Here is a 14,922-nt window from a genome sequence, read left to right as displayed (position 1 = left end):
ATAGTATTGTTATAGAAGATAATCCCGTAAAAAGTCATCGAAGTTCCGGGATGGACTCTGCGATAAGCACCCGGACGGGCATAAACTCCGACTTCGAGAAAGCCCGATATACTAGGCGTAGTATCTGAAAACGTAGATCGGGTTTTTTACGAGTCCATCATAAAAGGCTGTAAATAATCAATAGCGAAACAATACCCGTGAGGACAAAGGCGATCAGAGCCAGAAAACCATCATTGGCAATCAGTGCAAGTCCGTAGAGGGCAAGAACTGCACCGGCTCCGGAAGCGGAAAAAGGGAGCAGTTCCATCACCGGCATAAAGACAGAGATGATAATACAAATCAAGGCGATAAGGTGTGTGCTTACACCTTTGACAAAAATCATCAACCGCGGCCGCAGCCAGCGATCGATAAAGCGCGCCGAGGGGCGCAGCCAGTGTATGGCCTGATCGGCCTTTTTCTTTTTCACCGAGCGCTTCAGCAGCCAGCGCGGCAGCCAGAATCCGTTTTTGTGCAAGGGCAGTTGACTGATGATCAGTATAACAAAGATCCCCATGGCTGTCGGCATACCCGGGATTCCACTAAGGGGGGAAGCCAGGATAATGCCCGCCAGGAGCAGCAGAGGCCCGAAGGATCTGCTGCCAATCGTCTCCACTATAATCCCCAGAGAGATACGATCCTGCTCGTTGACGATCTCACTTATCCTATCAAGCAATTGCTCCAGATTACGGAGTTCCTTTGCCATTGTAGTACCTGTGCATTACCTGTTTTTCGAGAAAAGTTGAACCTGCAATTTCGGGAGAACCGAAAATTTTAACCTGATTACTCCTAATCCTCAGCTCAAGGTCGGGACTGTACCCATGATCAAGAAGAAAGACCGGCGCCGGGTCATCGGGGCGGGATGGGGGATAGACGGTGAAACCACAGCCGGTGATGATGAACTGACAGAGCAGAAAAGCAGAGGAAAAAAGCATGCGGGAGATGAATTTCAGCAGAAGAAGAGCATGGCTCCCGGCTTTTGACATTGTTCAGGTCCCTTCTATGTCCCTGCACGGATTGTTGTGAGCAAGGTATTTGCAATAAATACCACAAAATTTCGGCCAGGGAGGCTTCACAGGCGTTGTCCTCATATTCTTCGGCAGGTGCGTAAAGCGACGGCTGTTTATGAAAAAGGTGGTGCACCATCTCTCTCGATCCTCTCCTTTCTCTGGAAAAGACTTGCTTTTTCCGTCCATATTTAATATCTGCTCAACAGATAACGAAAAACTTACATCAGCTGCAATAAATGATGATGGCCTCGCAAAAAGCCCGATATCCGGCGTTGCAGGTTTTTGGCAGAACTTCGACATACTATGGTCAAAGGCCTGCCAAAAACATTGCGTCTTGTAAATCGAACTTTTTATCCAGCCATCTGAGATCGTGACAACTTCACTTTGCAGTGAAGAAGTCAATCCTGATCTTTATCATACCACAGGGAGAAAAAATATGAGCGTACATGTGGTGGATCATCCACTGATCAAACATAAGCTTGGCCTCATGCGGCAAAAAGATATCTCCACAAAGGATTTTCGGGATTTATCCTCCGAGGTGGCGCGGCTGTTGACTTATGAGGCAGCCAAAAATCTGCCCACCGAAAAAGAAACCATCGAAGGCTGGGCCGGGCCGGTGGAAGTGGAAAAAATTAAGGGCAAGAAGATCACTATCGTACCAATTCTCCGTGCCGGTCTCGGAATGATGAACGGCGTTATAGACCTTATCCCCTCGGCCAAAGTGAGCGTAGTCGGCTACTACAGAGATGAAGAAACATTGCAGCCCGTCGAATATTACGTGAAGACAGCCAGCGAGATGGAAAAGCGAATTGCCTTGATTCTCGATCCCATGCTGGCCACCGGGGGCACGCTGCTGGCCACCATTGAAACCTTGAAAAAGGCGGGCTGTAAAAATATCAAGGGACTTTTCGTCGTCGCCGCTCCCGAGGGAGTAAAGAGAATAACCGAAGCTCATCCCGATGTTGAAATATATATTGCCGGAATGGACGAACGGTTGAACGAGGTTGGCTATATTCTTCCTGGTCTGGGCGATGCCGGAGATAAAATATTCGGGACTAAATAGCAGCGGCGATATATAAAAATCAGCCCGGGGCCTGATCCGCAATACGTAGTTCAGGATCCCCGGAAATAACGACGAAAGATGATGATCTCGTTAAAAGTCATCGAAGTTGCCGAGAAGGACTCGTAAAAAGATAATTTATAGAAAGAATTAGAGTAACTATTTAGCAAAGAGCTAAAAAAACAGCAGCTTAGCTTGAACTGTAACTGTTCAACAGTGCTCCAGGTAAGCGTAGACTCCGGATGTGCGTAAGCAGCCTATAAAAAACTATAGTGTGCCTATGTTTTTCGGGCTGATCGCGTGCAGATGGGGTGCTGCTGAATAGTTACGAATCAGAAATGTAAGGAGAGGATGCATGGCAGCAGATCTACCGAATTCAGAGTATAAATTCAGAATCAGCGACGGCCTTGTCGGCGCCCAGATGTTGTTCGTGGCCTTCGGCGCCCTGGTGCTGGTGCCGATACTGACGGGCCTGGATTCCAATGTCGCTCTTTTTACCGCCGGAGTAGGCACCCTGCTCTTTCAGGTGGTGACAAAGGGAAAGGTTCCGGTATTTCTGGCTTCCTCCTTTGCCTTTATCGCTCCTATTATTTACGGCGTCCAGACCTGGGGCATACCTTCGACTATGTGCGGCCTTGCCGCCGCCGGTGTGTTTTATGTAATTCTGAGCTTTGTCGTCCGCATATTCGGCTCGGACATGCTTCACAGGATCTTGCCTCCCATTGTCACCGGACCTGTTATTATGGTCATAGGCCTGGTGCTGGCACCGGTAGCGGTGCATATGGCCATGGGACGCACCGGTGACGGCTCTGCCTGGCTGGTGCCCGGTACCACGGCGACGATCATCGCCACGGTGGCTCTGGTCACCACTGCACTGGTTTCACTTCTGGGCCGGGGATGGTTCAAGCTGATTCCCATTCTCTGCGGCATTATCGCCGGATATAGCGTTTCCCTGGTTCTTGATCTGGTCGGTTTTTCGGCATCCATGCAGGCATCTTTTGATCCGGGGGATTTGCCGAACTGGACGGCGCCTGCGCTCATATCCATGCAGCCGGTGGTTGAAAAGGTCTGGTTTGCGATACCGAATTTCACCTTGCCGGAATGGCGCTGGGAAGCTGTTCTCTTCATTGTTCCCGTGGCACTTGCTCCGGCCATTGAACATTTTGGCGATGTTCTTGCTGTCGGCGGCATAACCGGTAAGGATTACGTCAAGGATCCGGGCATCAAGAACACCATGCTCGGCGACGGGCTGGCCACTTCCCTGGCCTCGTTTCTGGGCGGACCGCCAAACACCACTTATTCGGAAGTAACCGGTGCAGTTGCCCTGACCAAAGCCTTTAACCCGGCGATCATGACCTGGGCGGCTATTTTCGCCATCCTGCTCTCCTTTGTCGGTAAGATAGGTGCCTTCCTGACCACAATTCCATCCCCGGTAATGGGGGGAATCATGATCCTGCTCTTCGGCATGATCACCGTCATCGGCATCAATATCCTGGTGCGCTCCGGTAAAGATCTCTCCACTCCCAGAAATCTGGTAATTGTCGCCGTCATTCTGGTGGCCGGCATCGGCGGCATGAAATTTACCGCCGGCAGCTTTGCCATTGAGAAAATAGGCCTAGCCGGCATCCTGGGTCTCTTCCTCAATCTTGTGCTTCCGCAGGAAAGGGAAGACAAAGATGGCATCACGAATTGACCTTGGAGCACGATTAATCAAATAAAACGTATTGCCCGGAAAAACTTGCGCCGCAACCAGGCACATGGAGGCGGGCAATACGCATTATGGTTTAAAGCAAAGCCGGACGGGTGATTATTTGCACTTAATACCGCGACAATCACCTGAACAGCAGTCAGCAGCAGTCGCACATAACGAGCCTTTAGTTCCACAGTCGCCACAGGACAGCTCATTGGTGCAATCTGCATCCAGGCAATCGATGAACCCGTCACAATCATCATCAATGCCGTCACTACAGTTTGTCTCCGAAGATAGTGGTGTTCCGCAGTCATCAGGACAACTGCAATATTCCTCCGGATGACAGTACCCATCACCGCAAAATGATGAAATTTCCTCAACCTTGACAAGGACTTCATTGGAGAAATCTGAAGAAATTGTGGCATTATAGGCATAAACACGATACTTGTAGTTGCCTGGAGATATATTCATGTCGCTATAGCCGGCAGTACCATCATATCCCTCCCCAGTCTCACCGAGCCTTTCGAAAAGATATTTTCCTCTTATTTTCTCTGCCCGCTCAACCACAAAACCATCTTCATTGCCTGAAGTATCACGCCATTGCAGGTGTACGGTATTAGCCTCGACAATAGCGACCAAATCTGCGGGTGCATTGATTCCGCTGAGGTCATTCAAGCTCACTTGCTGACTGGCTGTGCCTGTAGCCCCCTCATCGTCTGTAACAATGAGAGTCACGCTGTACTCACCGCTATTTGTGTATGAATACACAGGATTTTGCTCGCTCGAGGCTTTTCCATCCCCGAAATCCCACTGATATTGGACAATATTCCCATCTTCGTCCGAGCCGGATCCGAAAAAACTGCATGTCAAACCAGTGCATTGATAGGTAAAGAAAGCCACTGGTGGTTCATTTGAGGGTGCTGCCACGGTAACTTCCTGACTTGCTGTATCCGAGGCGCCATCGTTGTCAGTCACCGTAAGGCTGACCACATATGTACCCGGGTCGGCATAGGTGTGTGCGGGATCCTCCAAACTCGAGGAGTTTCCATCTCCGAAATTCCAGGCCCAAATCATGATGTCACCGTCGCTGTCATTACTCAAATCGGTAAAGGTGACTGTCTGCCCGTCTGTAATATACGAAAAATTCGCCGTGGGGTAAGCGGTCGCAATCGCAACAGCATTTGCAGCATTAATAATTCCCCCGGTAACAGTTTTTGTGGAAAGTTCATACACCGGCCGAACGGTATCGAGAATTCGATTGCGGACTTGAGCATACGACCAGTCGGGATGCTGCTCAATTATCATAGCCGCCACTCCGCTGACATGAGGAGTGGCCATTGATGTCCCATCCAGCCACGAATAATCAGGATAACCATTTGTCCATTTCCAGGTACTGAAAATCTGTACACCAGGTGCTGCCAGATCGACAGACTCAAATCCATAATTGGAAAACACGGCAAGATTATCGTTATAATCCGTAGCAGCCACGGAAATGATATTATCCAGATCAAAGCCAGACGGATAATGAGGGGTTGTGTCTGTATCTACACCAAGACCCCAAGAGTTTCCATTACCTGCTGCGGCCATGACGAGATGGTTATTCGTCCGTACGGCTGCAATGGCGTCATAAAGAGCCTGGTGTCCCAACTCCTGTTCATCATAATACCCCCAGCTGTTGTTGGATATCCTGGCACCCATATCTACAGCATATTGCAGAGCATCAATCGCGTCAGTCAGCCAGCCCTGTCCCGCATCATCCAATGCTTTCAGAGCCATCAACTTCCCCTGCCACAGTACTCCAGTGGTGCCAAGATCGTATTCAGGAACCGATACTCCATTATTGCCTTCCGCTGCCACAATACCTGCGACATGAGAACCATGACCATGACCGTCATACGGATCATTGTCGTCGTTGACAAAATCCCAGCCATATACATCATCTACATAACCATTGCCATCGTCATCTATGCCATTATCTGGAATTTCATGGATGTTTATCCAGATATTGCCATCAAGATCCGGATGATCGTAGGCGATGCCGGTATCGATTATGGCCACCGGCTGGGAGCTGCTGGTAAGAGTATCCCAGGCTTCTGGAGCGTCGAGATCGGCATCGATGGTACCCGGACCCCATAATGGTCCTAGCCCCCAGAAACTGTCCCACCCACTTGATTGGCCAATGTTGTGAAGCGCCCACTGTTCTGAAAAATTGGCATCATCCGGGATGGTCTGGCTAATGGAGATAATATGGTTTGGTTGGGCGTATTCCACAAAAGGCAACCGCTCCAGTATTTCGATGGCATCCTTGACTTCCAGACCGGGTATATCGATGAGCAGATATTCGAGATTAGGCACAAGAGAGTAGGTCCGGAGCATTTTAGCCCTTATCATCTGCCGGCCCATGCTTTTGTCAGCTGCTTTGGTGCCAGGTTTAAAACGGACAAGGACGGAGTCGGGAACAAAACGATGTGATGAAGATCTTGAGACGGCAGGAATGGTATGACCTGATACTGTAATTCCCCGAGTTTTTGTTCCTTTATAATTCAATTCTGCTCCGGGTGGACCGGATCTCTCGTCAGATGCGGCAAAGGCATGAGCAACGACAAATAGAATACTTGCAAAAAGCAGTGTGCTGATCAAATATTTTCGCATAGCTTTACCTCCCTGTTTATTTTCTCTTAAGTCATTGGTGTATCCTAAAAAATGGTATAAAAAGTAGAAAGAATTGACTCTGCGATAAGTACCCGTGCGGGCATAAACTCCTACTACGAGAACGCTCGATATACCAGGCGGTAGTATGTTCATCAAAAAACCGGAACACCTTTAGAATAAAGGCAACCAGGTTATCAGGCGGCCGGGCTATCTGGCAAAGACGCGCGGTTTTTCATCCCTGTCTTTGTGTCGGCAGGGATAGAAGTACTCAAAATATTTGTTATAAGAAAGTGTATTACACGGAGCAATATTTAGTCAATGGAATAGTATGATCTGGAGTGTGTCGGTTAATCTCCGTGATGCGGTGAATTTTTTCCATCCTTGACAAAATTATCGATATTCATCAGCTGTTGCGTCTCCGGAAAGAAGTGTGCCACACCCTCCAGCACCCCGGCGCAGTAGTTGCCGTTCATGCCGAGAAAGTCGCCTTTGGCAAGATAGAGGCAACGCTCCAGCCCCTTTTCCTTTATAGTACTTACCGCCTCCTGCCTCACCTCTTCCATGGCGTTTTTGACCAGAATGGCATTGAGGCCGCTGGTCAAAGCCGGCAGGTCATTGCCGGAGTCGCCGGCGAACACCGTCCTTTCTTCGGGAAATTCCATCTTCTTCATCAGGAAGCGGATGGCATGAACCTTGGTGGCCCTTTTGGGCAGGACGTCCAGCAGGCCGACATTCTTTTCTTCATCGATGCTCCAGATGATGCTGGCGCGTATGCGGGCTGCATCGAGGCGCTTCTCCATTTCTGCCTTGAGATCGTCTTTGTCGATGGCGGTATCGGTGTAATAGCTTAACTTGAAGGTATTCTGTTTTGCGGCCTCCTGGGCTTCGAGCATTGTGATATCGGCGAACATTTTTTCAAGATCATCGCGGCTTCTGCCCTGCCAGTCCTCTGCTATCTCGGCAGCCCAGTCCTTCCAGGGCCGCCAGTTATCTGCAGGGTTATAGATTGTGGTGCCCACATCGCCGATAGCATAATCGGGCAAGGGGATATCATATTCTTCAAGAGCGTCCTTGAGCAGAGATTGAGAGCGTCCGCTGACATAGACAAGGGTAATTTCAGCCATGCCGGCAAGTTTATGAAGTATTGGGAAAGCCCTGGGCGAATGCGGCTGGGAGCCATTCGGCAAAATGGTCCGGTCCAGATCACTGCAGATCAATATATTATTCATCCCTGTCACCAATACGGAAAAATGATTTTCCCTGCAGGGCGCAGGTGCCGATAACGGCGCCGGCAGCGCTCCAGCCCTGATGGCGGGTTCCGGCGGCACTATGTTTGCTGCCGTGGATATATTCGGGAAAGCCCCAGGGCTCCCCATCCATGACCAGGCTGTTGGCTTCATGGATCTTTTGCAGATGACGCTCGGCAATGTCCTTTTTGCCGCGCCGTGCCATATCGGCAACATAAAAACCTGATATCATCGGCCATAGACCACCGTTGTGGTATTCATACGGTTCATTCTTGAAGGTATAGGTAAAGGTCATATGCAGATCCTTCCAGTCATCGTCCATTGGTTTGATTACCGGGGCAAAGGCCGGCAGCAGCTGTTCGCCGTCGGTCATGACGGTATTTCTGATATATTTTTCCACATTGTCCCTGCGCTCATCGTCGGCAACGTCGAGCAGGGAGACAAGAACGTTGGCCAGGCTGTCAAATCTGTAGCCATAGCCGTGGGGTGAAAAGAAAGGGACCCAATAGCTGGCGGCGCATTTGGTGGCGGCCTTGCGCCCTTTTTTGTAGAGGATTTCATGGTAGACGTCGTCGGGGATGATGTCGTCGACAAACCAGTAATTCGCCCGGATAAGGTGTTTCAGGCGGCTGACTTTCTCCCGCAGAGCATGATCCTCGGTATTCTGCCGGGCCCTGTGGATGGCGCAAAGTGTGCGGAGCGCCTGCAGATAAAGAAGTTGGTCAAAGAGGACGTAACCGTTATGAATATATTCATCGGCCCAGTCACCTGTCTCGGGGATATAGAGGAGGCCGCGGTTATTGAACTCCCAGGCGCCGAGGAGAAAACGCACCTTCTCTATGGCGGGTATCATCTCATCGAGAAAATCGTCATCTCCCGTCGCCCGCCAGTACTCACCGCAACCGATAATAAACCAGAGATTGGCGTCAACCCGTCCGGCCATGCCGCCATAGCTGATCCTGTCGCTGGCGGTGTCGACATTGCTGGGGATTTCGCCATGCGGTCCCTGATAGGCAGCAAGGGTTTGCAGGGTCTGCCGGCCGGCGTCGATGAGGTCGGCTTCATCGGTCATAAGGGCGGTAATGCCCAGGATGGCGCCGTCGCGGCCCCAGATTCTGCGGTAGTTGGTTTTTTCGGTCGGCGATGCCAGAAAACCGTCTTTTGAGGCACATTTATGCAGGAGTTCCAGAGCCTTGGCGTAGCCGTTTTGGTAAATATCTTTACTTTCTTTGAGACTATTCGTTGTTTCCGTTGCAGTCATTTTTGTATCCTTATTTCGGTATACTTCGGACCGGGTGGGTGATTTTCCTATGTGCAGGAAGAGATACCCGGCGACTTCACCTCCTTTTAAACCTTTTTATCAGGATAATATCCTAACCGGAGTTGAATCAAGATATATTCATAAAAAGTGTACCGGGTTCTTGGTGAGGGCAGCTAAAACCCGATCAATCAAAAACCGCCGAACCTTGGGGGTGTGGAAGTAATCCCAACATAATATAAGATCATAAATGTGAATTCTATGAGAGCCGGTTGCAGCAGTCTAAATGGCAACTGACACAGCTTTCCATTCGATCTCAAAATAACTTTTATATAAAAAAATTCTTAATACCAGGAAAAAAAAAGCTAGGAAAAAGAGAAAATCCGAGTTAGGCTGATTTAGGAAATTATCCTCAGGTTCGCTTTTCTTCTGAACAGTGATGCTCGTTTTTCCTCTATACCCAGTAGTATCTTTTTATTAAAAAACGGCGGCATTTTTACTTTCTTATAAAAGTAAGAGGACATTGTTATGACTCGTACATTAAGCGCTATACTACGAATAGCAGACAATAAAGCAGAGAGAAAAGATTCCGGGCCCTTTTTTCCGGAGGTGCCGGCGAGGTTGGAGCAGACCGGGGTAAATCAGATCTTCATCGAGGATCTGATCTGTAAGCTGCTTCTTTCCTACGGTTCACTGAGCGGTAAGGATATCTCACAAAAAATAGGCCTGCCGCTGAAGCTCTTCAAAGATCTGCTCTATGATTTGAAGCAGCGTCTCCTTCTTTCCCATCAGCTGACTTCGGGGATAGATGATTTCATCTATATCTTAACCGAGGAGGGCCGCGAAAAGGCACTGTTTGCCCGGGAGCACTCAAATTATATGGGAACCGTACCGGTTCCGCTTGAGGAATATATCTCCAGCATAGAAAAACAATCGATCCGCAATGAAAATCCCGGACGGGATCAGCTGCGGAAGGCATTTGCCGGGCTTGTTCTGCCTGAGAGGTATTATAATTCCATCGGCCCGGCGGTCAACTCCGCCAGGGGGCTGTTCCTCTATGGAGAGCCGGGTAACGGAAAAACCGAAATAGCCACCCGGATCGCCAAATGCTTTACCAATACCATATATATCCCCAAAACCATTATTGTCGAGGGAGCATTGATTCAGCTCTATGATCCGCAATGCCACACCCCTGCACGAAGCAGCGAGCCTCTGGAGAAAGCCGATCAGCGCTGGGTGAAAATCGAACGTCCTGCAGTCGTGGTCGGCGGCGAGATGGATCTTGATTCCCTGGAGATTGGTTTTAATGCCCAGACGAAAATCTGTGAAGCCTCCCTCCAGCTCAAAGGCAATAACGGCATTTTCGTCATCGACGATTTCGGTCGCCAGCGTGTCGGACCGGAAGCCCTGCTGAACCGTTGGATGCTGCCTCTCGAGAAAAGGATCGACTACCTTACCCTTCCCAGCGGCAACAAGATAATGGTTCCATTCAACGCATTGCTGGTCTTCTGTTCCAACCTTGATCCGGGGCGCTATCTCGATGAGGCTTTCCTGCGGAGAATCCCGTATAAAATCCACATGCAGGATCCCAGCGAACAGGATTTTATCACAATTTTTCAGGAAGAGTCACACAACCTCAATATCCCTTACGATAAAAAGGCCGTTGAAGATCTGCTCGAACGGCATTTTCGCGGCGTGAGGTCTCTGCGGAGCTGTCACCCCAGAGATATCCTGCAGCAGCTGGTCAATATCGCCAAATATGATAATAAACCGTTGAGTATGACCAGTGCCGACCTTGACAGATCCATGATGTTGTATTTCTCCGCTACCGGACTTGGAGAAAATCGTTAGAGCACGAACAAATTACCATCCTTTTCATACTCTATCCGCCTGCCTTAATGAGGTAGCATGCTGCGGCAAACTGACAGGTGCAAGTTTAAGGCTGGCAGTAAAATTGCTAGCCTGGATAGGTAAAAATACCTATCTGCCAATAGGTATTATCAGCAAGTGATATTACGTATAAGTACCAATTAAAAACCTTTAAGATCAAATACTTAACTTTTTTTACTGTTAGTGAAAAAAATCCTTCCAATTCTAATCAATGATAGGCATAATGGTAAGGTAATCCATACATCGGGGGATGTACTTAGTCAATTATATTCGATTGATATTAAACATTAGCACTAAAGCTTTTCAGGGGGGAATTCCCTCAATAATAATGGTGCGTGATATCACGCACTGAAACTCAATTCAATGGAGGGTATTATGGCTTCAATATTAACCTTGATTAAGAATTTTTTGGTGGAAGAAGATGGTGTAACTGCTATTGAGTATGGTTTGATTGCTGCTTTGATAGCTGTCGTTATTATTACCATATTGGGTACAACTGGGGATGCTTTAGTTACCATTTTTACTACGATAAGTGACGAGTTAACTGGCGCAGCGGCACCTTAAGTTTTTTTTAAAAATTACTGATTTTTGAAATGAAAAAGCAGGGCAAGTATGTTTATGAATTTGTTTGACAATCTTCTCCAGATGTTTGTCTACTGTGGGTTGGCCTCGATTCTATCTTGTCCTGCTATACCGCCCTGTCATATAGAATTCTTTTGACATACCCAACAATTTTGGCTGCTCTCCTGTTCACTTGTCAGGTGGGCTCAATAATAGATAATACATGATATCGCGTATTGGAACTCATTTTTAATGGAGTGAATAATGGCTTCAATATTAACTATGATTAAGAATTTTTTGGTGGAAGAAGATGGTGTAACTGCTATTGAGTATGGTTTGATAGCTGGTTTAATAGCTGTCGTTATTGTAGCCATTTTAGGTACAACTGGGGATGCTTTAGTTACACTTTTTACTGCGGTTAGTGACGAGTTAACTGGCGCAGCGGCACCCTAAGCTTTTTTTTAAAATTACTGATTTTTGAAATGAAAAGGCAAAGCAAGTATGTTTATGAATTTGTTTGACAGTCCTCTCCAGATGTTTCTCTACTGCGGGTTGGCATCGATTCTTATCTTGTCCTGCTATACCGACCTGTCATATAGAATGATACCCAACGTTCTGACATACCCAACAATTTTGGCTGCTCTCCTGCTTCAATATTTGTCAGGTGGATTGAGTGGTTTTCTCTTCAGCCTGAGTGGGGTGGCCTGTGGGCTTCTGATTTTCCTTGTTCCCTATCTTATGGGTGGCATGGGTGCAGGAGATGTCAAACTGATGGGAGGGGTAGGCGCAGTTTTGGGTCCGGCACATACGGCCATTGCGCTGGTGTTTATTGCTCTTGCGGGAGGGGTATTCGCCATAGGTTTGATGCTGAAGCGGCGCATATTAACAGAAACACTCACAGGAATGCTCTACTCGGCCTTACTGCCGGGGTATGTGAGGGAGAATACAGCCAAAGGAGATAAAAAAGATGGCATACCATATGCCGTTGCAATTACCGGCGGTGTATTTTTGTTTGCTCTTTATATGATGAAGGATACCGTGGAGCTTGTTGTTTTTGGGATCTAGAAAACGACTGCAGCAACTGTTTGGCCTTAAGGAGGCAGTATGAATAAATCAGCACGTATACTTTTTTTAATCGTAGCCCTGGCAGCGGCCTCCCTGGTGAGCTATATCGTCTACCAGAAGTCTTCTTTAGAGCCGGCCACCGCTGAAACGGCAAAAAATCAGGAGATAGCTCAGATTGCCGTGGCTGCAGGCGACCTGCAGAGAGGCGCCAAGATAACCGCACAGGACCTGCGCCTGGTCTCCTACCTCAAGGCATCGGTGCCCAGAGGACATTTCGCCGATCTCGCCACGGCTGTCGGCAGGGTGATCATCAAGCCTATTGGGGAAACGGAACCAATTCTTGAATCGGCGCTGGCTCCCACCGATTTCACCAGAGGCGGTATGGCCGCTTTTATTACCCCGCAGAAACGGGCCATGGCCATCAAGGTGGATGAGGTCATCGGCGTTGCCGGATTTTTACATCCCGGTCATAAGGTCGATGTTCTGGTCAGCCTGGAGGAGCCGGGAGAAAGAAGGAGTCAGATTACTAAAACAGTCCTTGAGAACATCGTGGTCCTTTCCGTAGGCACCCAGGCCCAGGAGAGTGATGATAAAAAGGCCACCAGGGTCACCGTGGTCACCCTGGAGGTCGATCTTGAAGAGGGCGAAAAACTGGCCCTCGCCGTCAATCAGGGTAGAATTCAACTGGCGCTGCGAGGCTATTCGGACACCGACCATATACTCACCAAGGGAATAACAGTGCCGTCCCTGCTGAAGTCATTCGCCACCGCCAGTATCGAGCCGGTTAATGTCAAAAAGATGGCCGCCGCTCCCAGCCGGCCGATCCGGCAACATATTATCGAAGTGATGAACGGCAATCAGGTCAGCAGGATAACAATGGACGGTAATTAATGAGGATGGACTCGTCCATCCCGGCAACATCGATGACTTTTACGGGATTATCAATGAGGGAAATAATGGAGAAGGAAAAGCGTCAGAAACAGCATCCGGCGATTGTGTTCATTTTCTGTCTTATAGGTCTGGTTGCGGCGGCATCTCCGGTCCGGTCGGCGGAGACCTCGGCTTCGGTAATCAATATTGATACCGACAGCGGTGAATCCATTCACCTTACCATCGACAAGCTTGCTAAAATACAATCTTCCGCGGTTATAAAAAGAGCCCATATTGTTAATCCTGAAATCGCCGAACTTGTTTATTCCAAGTCGCAATCGCCCAAATGGGTTTTTGTCAGCGGTAAAAGCGTAGGGAGTACCCAGTTGACTCTCTGGGGGGAAAACAATGGCATGTTAGGGTCATACGAGGTGATCGTCAGTCCTGATATCTCCGGATTGAAGAGAAGCCTCCATGAGATCTTTCCCGGTGAAAAGGTGCTGGTCAGATCTTCCGGCGGCTTCCTGACACTGGGCGGAACGGTTTCCGATTCCATGAAGCTTGCAAAGATTCTGGCGCTTGCCGAGGCCTTTGCCCCTGAGAAAGTGATAAATCTGCTCCAGGTCGGCGGTATCCAGCAGGTGATGCTGGAGGTTCGCATTGCCGAAATTTCCAAATCAGTGGGCAACCGGCTCGGCATCAACTTTGCCTGGGATGGCTCCGACGCCTTCGCCCTGAGCGTGCTGGACAACCTCACTGCCATTCCGGCGGCTGGATGGCCGGGAAATCCGCTTGAGGTTTCCAACTCGATCAATTCGGTACTCGGCTTCCTCCGCGGTGATACCCTCATTGTCGCCATCGATGCTCTGCAGCAGGAAGGTCTCCTTCATATTCTGGCCAAGCCGACTCTGATAGCCCAGAGCGGGCAGAGTGCCAGTTTTTTGGCTGGAGGGGAATTTCCCTACCCGGTCGCTCAGGAATTTGACAAGTTCACCATTGAATGGAAGCCTTTCGGGGTCGGGCTCAGTTTTACCCCGACGGTCCTCGGCGACGATACCATATCACTGGCGGTCTCGCCGGAAGTTTCGGAACTTGATTTTACCAAAACAATCTCCTATGCGGGCTATGTCGTCCCATCGATCGATACCAGGCGCATGTCAACTGTGGTTGAACTCAAGGACAACCAGAGTTTTGCCATCGCCGGGCTTCTCAAGAACTATGTGCGCGAATCGGTGAAAAAATTTCCGCTTCTGGGCGATATTCCGGTTTTAGGCGCGCTTTTCAGGAGTACGCGCTATCAGAAAGATGAGACGGAACTGGTGGTAATTGTTACCCCTCATCTGGTGAAACCGGTGGATGGCGATGAGCTGCCGCTGCCCACGGATTCCTTTGAAGATCCGTCCCCCTTCGAGTCTCTAATGCTCGGCATGCTAGAAAAATATCGGCGGCATCCCGGAGCAGACAATGCGATGGAAACAGGTTCGGGTCCAATTATAGAGGGTGACTTCGGCTACATTATTCCGGAATAGTCTGAACATAGCTCCATAAAAATATTTTCCAGAGTGTCAAAAGAGGTAAAAATC

At 49.0% G+C, this 14,922-nt stretch carries 13 protein-coding genes; 9 read left to right on the top strand and 4 right to left on the bottom strand.

Going from position 1 to position 14,922, the window contains the following annotated elements; genetic code table 11:
• Window positions 1-157 precede the first annotated feature (157 nt).
• On the bottom strand, window positions 158-742 hold the full coding sequence (locus JWG88_RS06265; protein ID WP_205232855.1) for an exopolysaccharide biosynthesis protein: 585 nt from the start codon (window positions 740-742) through the stop codon (window positions 158-160).
• 115 nt (window positions 743-857) lie between these two features.
• Here JWG88_RS06265 and JWG88_RS06260 point away from each other — a divergent pair, with 115 nt between their 5' ends.
• The 3 genes from JWG88_RS06260 (at window position 858) to JWG88_RS06250 (ending at window position 3,799) form a co-directional block, all read left to right on the top strand.
• On the top strand, window positions 858-1,019 hold the full coding sequence (locus tag JWG88_RS06260) for a hypothetical protein (RefSeq protein WP_205232854.1): 162 nt from the start codon (window positions 858-860) through the stop codon (window positions 1,017-1,019).
• Window positions 1,020-1,482: 463 nt separating this feature from the next.
• Window positions 1,483-2,109, top strand: coding sequence for a uracil phosphoribosyltransferase (gene upp / locus JWG88_RS06255; protein WP_205232853.1), 627 nt, complete (start codon window positions 1,483-1,485; stop codon window positions 2,107-2,109).
• A gap of 352 nt (window positions 2,110-2,461) precedes the next feature.
• Window positions 2,462-3,799 carry a uracil-xanthine permease family protein gene (locus JWG88_RS06250; protein WP_205232852.1) on the top strand — a complete coding sequence of 446 codons (1,338 nt, stop codon included), beginning with the start codon at window positions 2,462-2,464 and terminating at the stop codon, window positions 3,797-3,799.
• A gap of 114 nt (window positions 3,800-3,913) precedes the next feature.
• On the opposite strand, the gene JWG88_RS06245 is transcribed toward JWG88_RS06250, so the two are convergent.
• From JWG88_RS06245 to JWG88_RS06235, 3 genes are all read right to left on the bottom strand, one after another.
• Entirely contained in the window at window positions 3,914-6,448 is a 2,535-nt protein-coding gene (locus JWG88_RS06245; RefSeq protein ID WP_205232851.1) for a S8 family serine peptidase, read from the bottom strand.
• Window positions 6,449-6,795: 347 nt separating this feature from the next.
• On the bottom strand, window positions 6,796-7,677 hold the full coding sequence (locus tag JWG88_RS06240) for an HAD-IIB family hydrolase (protein WP_205232850.1): 882 nt from the start codon (window positions 7,675-7,677) through the stop codon (window positions 6,796-6,798).
• Window positions 7,670-8,956 (bottom strand): amylo-alpha-1,6-glucosidase, encoded by a 1,287-nt coding sequence (locus JWG88_RS06235; RefSeq protein WP_205232849.1) that lies wholly within the window; start codon window positions 8,954-8,956, stop codon window positions 7,670-7,672. The genes JWG88_RS06240 and JWG88_RS06235 overlap by 8 nt, the downstream gene beginning before the upstream one ends.
• Window positions 8,957-9,481: 525 nt before the next feature.
• Between JWG88_RS06235 and JWG88_RS06230 the strand changes: the two genes are divergently transcribed.
• The 6 genes from JWG88_RS06230 to JWG88_RS06205 all read left to right on the top strand — a co-directional run bounded on the left by JWG88_RS06230 (window position 9,482) and on the right by JWG88_RS06205 (window position 14,868).
• The gene (locus tag JWG88_RS06230) at window positions 9,482-10,804 is read left to right on the top strand and encodes a DUF8689 domain-containing protein (protein ID WP_205232848.1); all 1,323 of its coding nucleotides are present in this window, start codon (window positions 9,482-9,484) and stop codon (window positions 10,802-10,804) included.
• A 414-nt stretch (window positions 10,805-11,218) separates the two neighbouring features.
• Window positions 11,219-11,407, top strand: a complete 189-nt coding sequence (locus JWG88_RS06225) for a Flp family type IVb pilin (RefSeq protein ID WP_205232847.1) — start codon at window positions 11,219-11,221, stop codon at window positions 11,405-11,407.
• Between the two features lie 261 nt (window positions 11,408-11,668).
• Window positions 11,669-11,857: a Flp family type IVb pilin gene (locus tag JWG88_RS06220; protein WP_205232846.1), complete on the top strand. Its 189-nt coding sequence runs from the start codon at window positions 11,669-11,671 to the stop codon at window positions 11,855-11,857.
• A 54-nt stretch (window positions 11,858-11,911) separates the two neighbouring features.
• Entirely contained in the window at window positions 11,912-12,469 is a 558-nt protein-coding gene (locus tag JWG88_RS06215) for an A24 family peptidase (protein ID WP_205232845.1), read from the top strand.
• A gap of 39 nt (window positions 12,470-12,508) precedes the next feature.
• Entirely contained in the window at window positions 12,509-13,360 is an 852-nt protein-coding gene (cpaB, locus tag JWG88_RS06210; protein ID WP_205232844.1) for a Flp pilus assembly protein CpaB, read from the top strand.
• Window positions 13,361-13,425: 65 nt separating this feature from the next.
• A complete protein-coding gene (locus tag JWG88_RS06205) occupies window positions 13,426-14,868 on the top strand; it encodes a type II and III secretion system protein family protein (protein ID WP_205232843.1) in 1,443 nt (480 codons plus the stop codon).
• Window positions 14,869-14,922: the final 54 nt, after the last annotated feature.

This window comes from Desulfopila inferna, from assembly GCF_016919005.1.
Lineage (GTDB): Bacteria > Desulfobacterota > Desulfobulbia > Desulfobulbales > Desulfocapsaceae > Desulfopila_A > Desulfopila_A inferna.
Note: the sequence above shows the minus strand (reverse complement) of the source record. Positions and strands in the feature narration are given on the sequence as shown.

Bases quoted from the DNA above. Each gene is read 5' to 3' on its own strand.
- JWG88_RS06250 (WP_205232852.1), top strand. From the start codon at position 2,462: ATGGCAGCAGATCTACCGAATTCAGAGTATAAATTCAGAATCAGCGAC.
- JWG88_RS06215 (WP_205232845.1), top strand. From the start codon at position 11,912: ATGAATTTGTTTGACAGTCCTCTCCAGATGTTTCTCTACTGCGGGTTG.
- JWG88_RS06205 (WP_205232843.1), top strand. From the start codon at position 13,426: ATGGAGAAGGAAAAGCGTCAGAAACAGCATCCGGCGATTGTGTTCATT.
- JWG88_RS06220 (WP_205232846.1), top strand. From the start codon at position 11,669: ATGGCTTCAATATTAACTATGATTAAGAATTTTTTGGTGGAAGAAGAT.
- JWG88_RS06225 (WP_205232847.1), top strand. From the start codon at position 11,219: ATGGCTTCAATATTAACCTTGATTAAGAATTTTTTGGTGGAAGAAGAT.
- JWG88_RS06260 (WP_205232854.1), top strand. From the start codon at position 858: ATGATCAAGAAGAAAGACCGGCGCCGGGTCATCGGGGCGGGATGGGGG.
- upp (WP_205232853.1), top strand. From the start codon at position 1,483: ATGAGCGTACATGTGGTGGATCATCCACTGATCAAACATAAGCTTGGC.
- JWG88_RS06240 (WP_205232850.1), bottom strand. From the start codon at position 7,677: ATGAATAATATATTGATCTGCAGTGATCTGGACCGGACCATTTTGCCG.
- JWG88_RS06230 (WP_205232848.1), top strand. From the start codon at position 9,482: ATGACTCGTACATTAAGCGCTATACTACGAATAGCAGACAATAAAGCA.
- JWG88_RS06245 (WP_205232851.1), bottom strand. From the start codon at position 6,448: ATGCGAAAATATTTGATCAGCACACTGCTTTTTGCAAGTATTCTATTT.
- JWG88_RS06265 (WP_205232855.1), bottom strand. From the start codon at position 742: ATGGCAAAGGAACTCCGTAATCTGGAGCAATTGCTTGATAGGATAAGT.
- cpaB (WP_205232844.1), top strand. From the start codon at position 12,509: ATGAATAAATCAGCACGTATACTTTTTTTAATCGTAGCCCTGGCAGCG.
- JWG88_RS06235 (WP_205232849.1), bottom strand. From the start codon at position 8,956: ATGACTGCAACGGAAACAACGAATAGTCTCAAAGAAAGTAAAGATATT.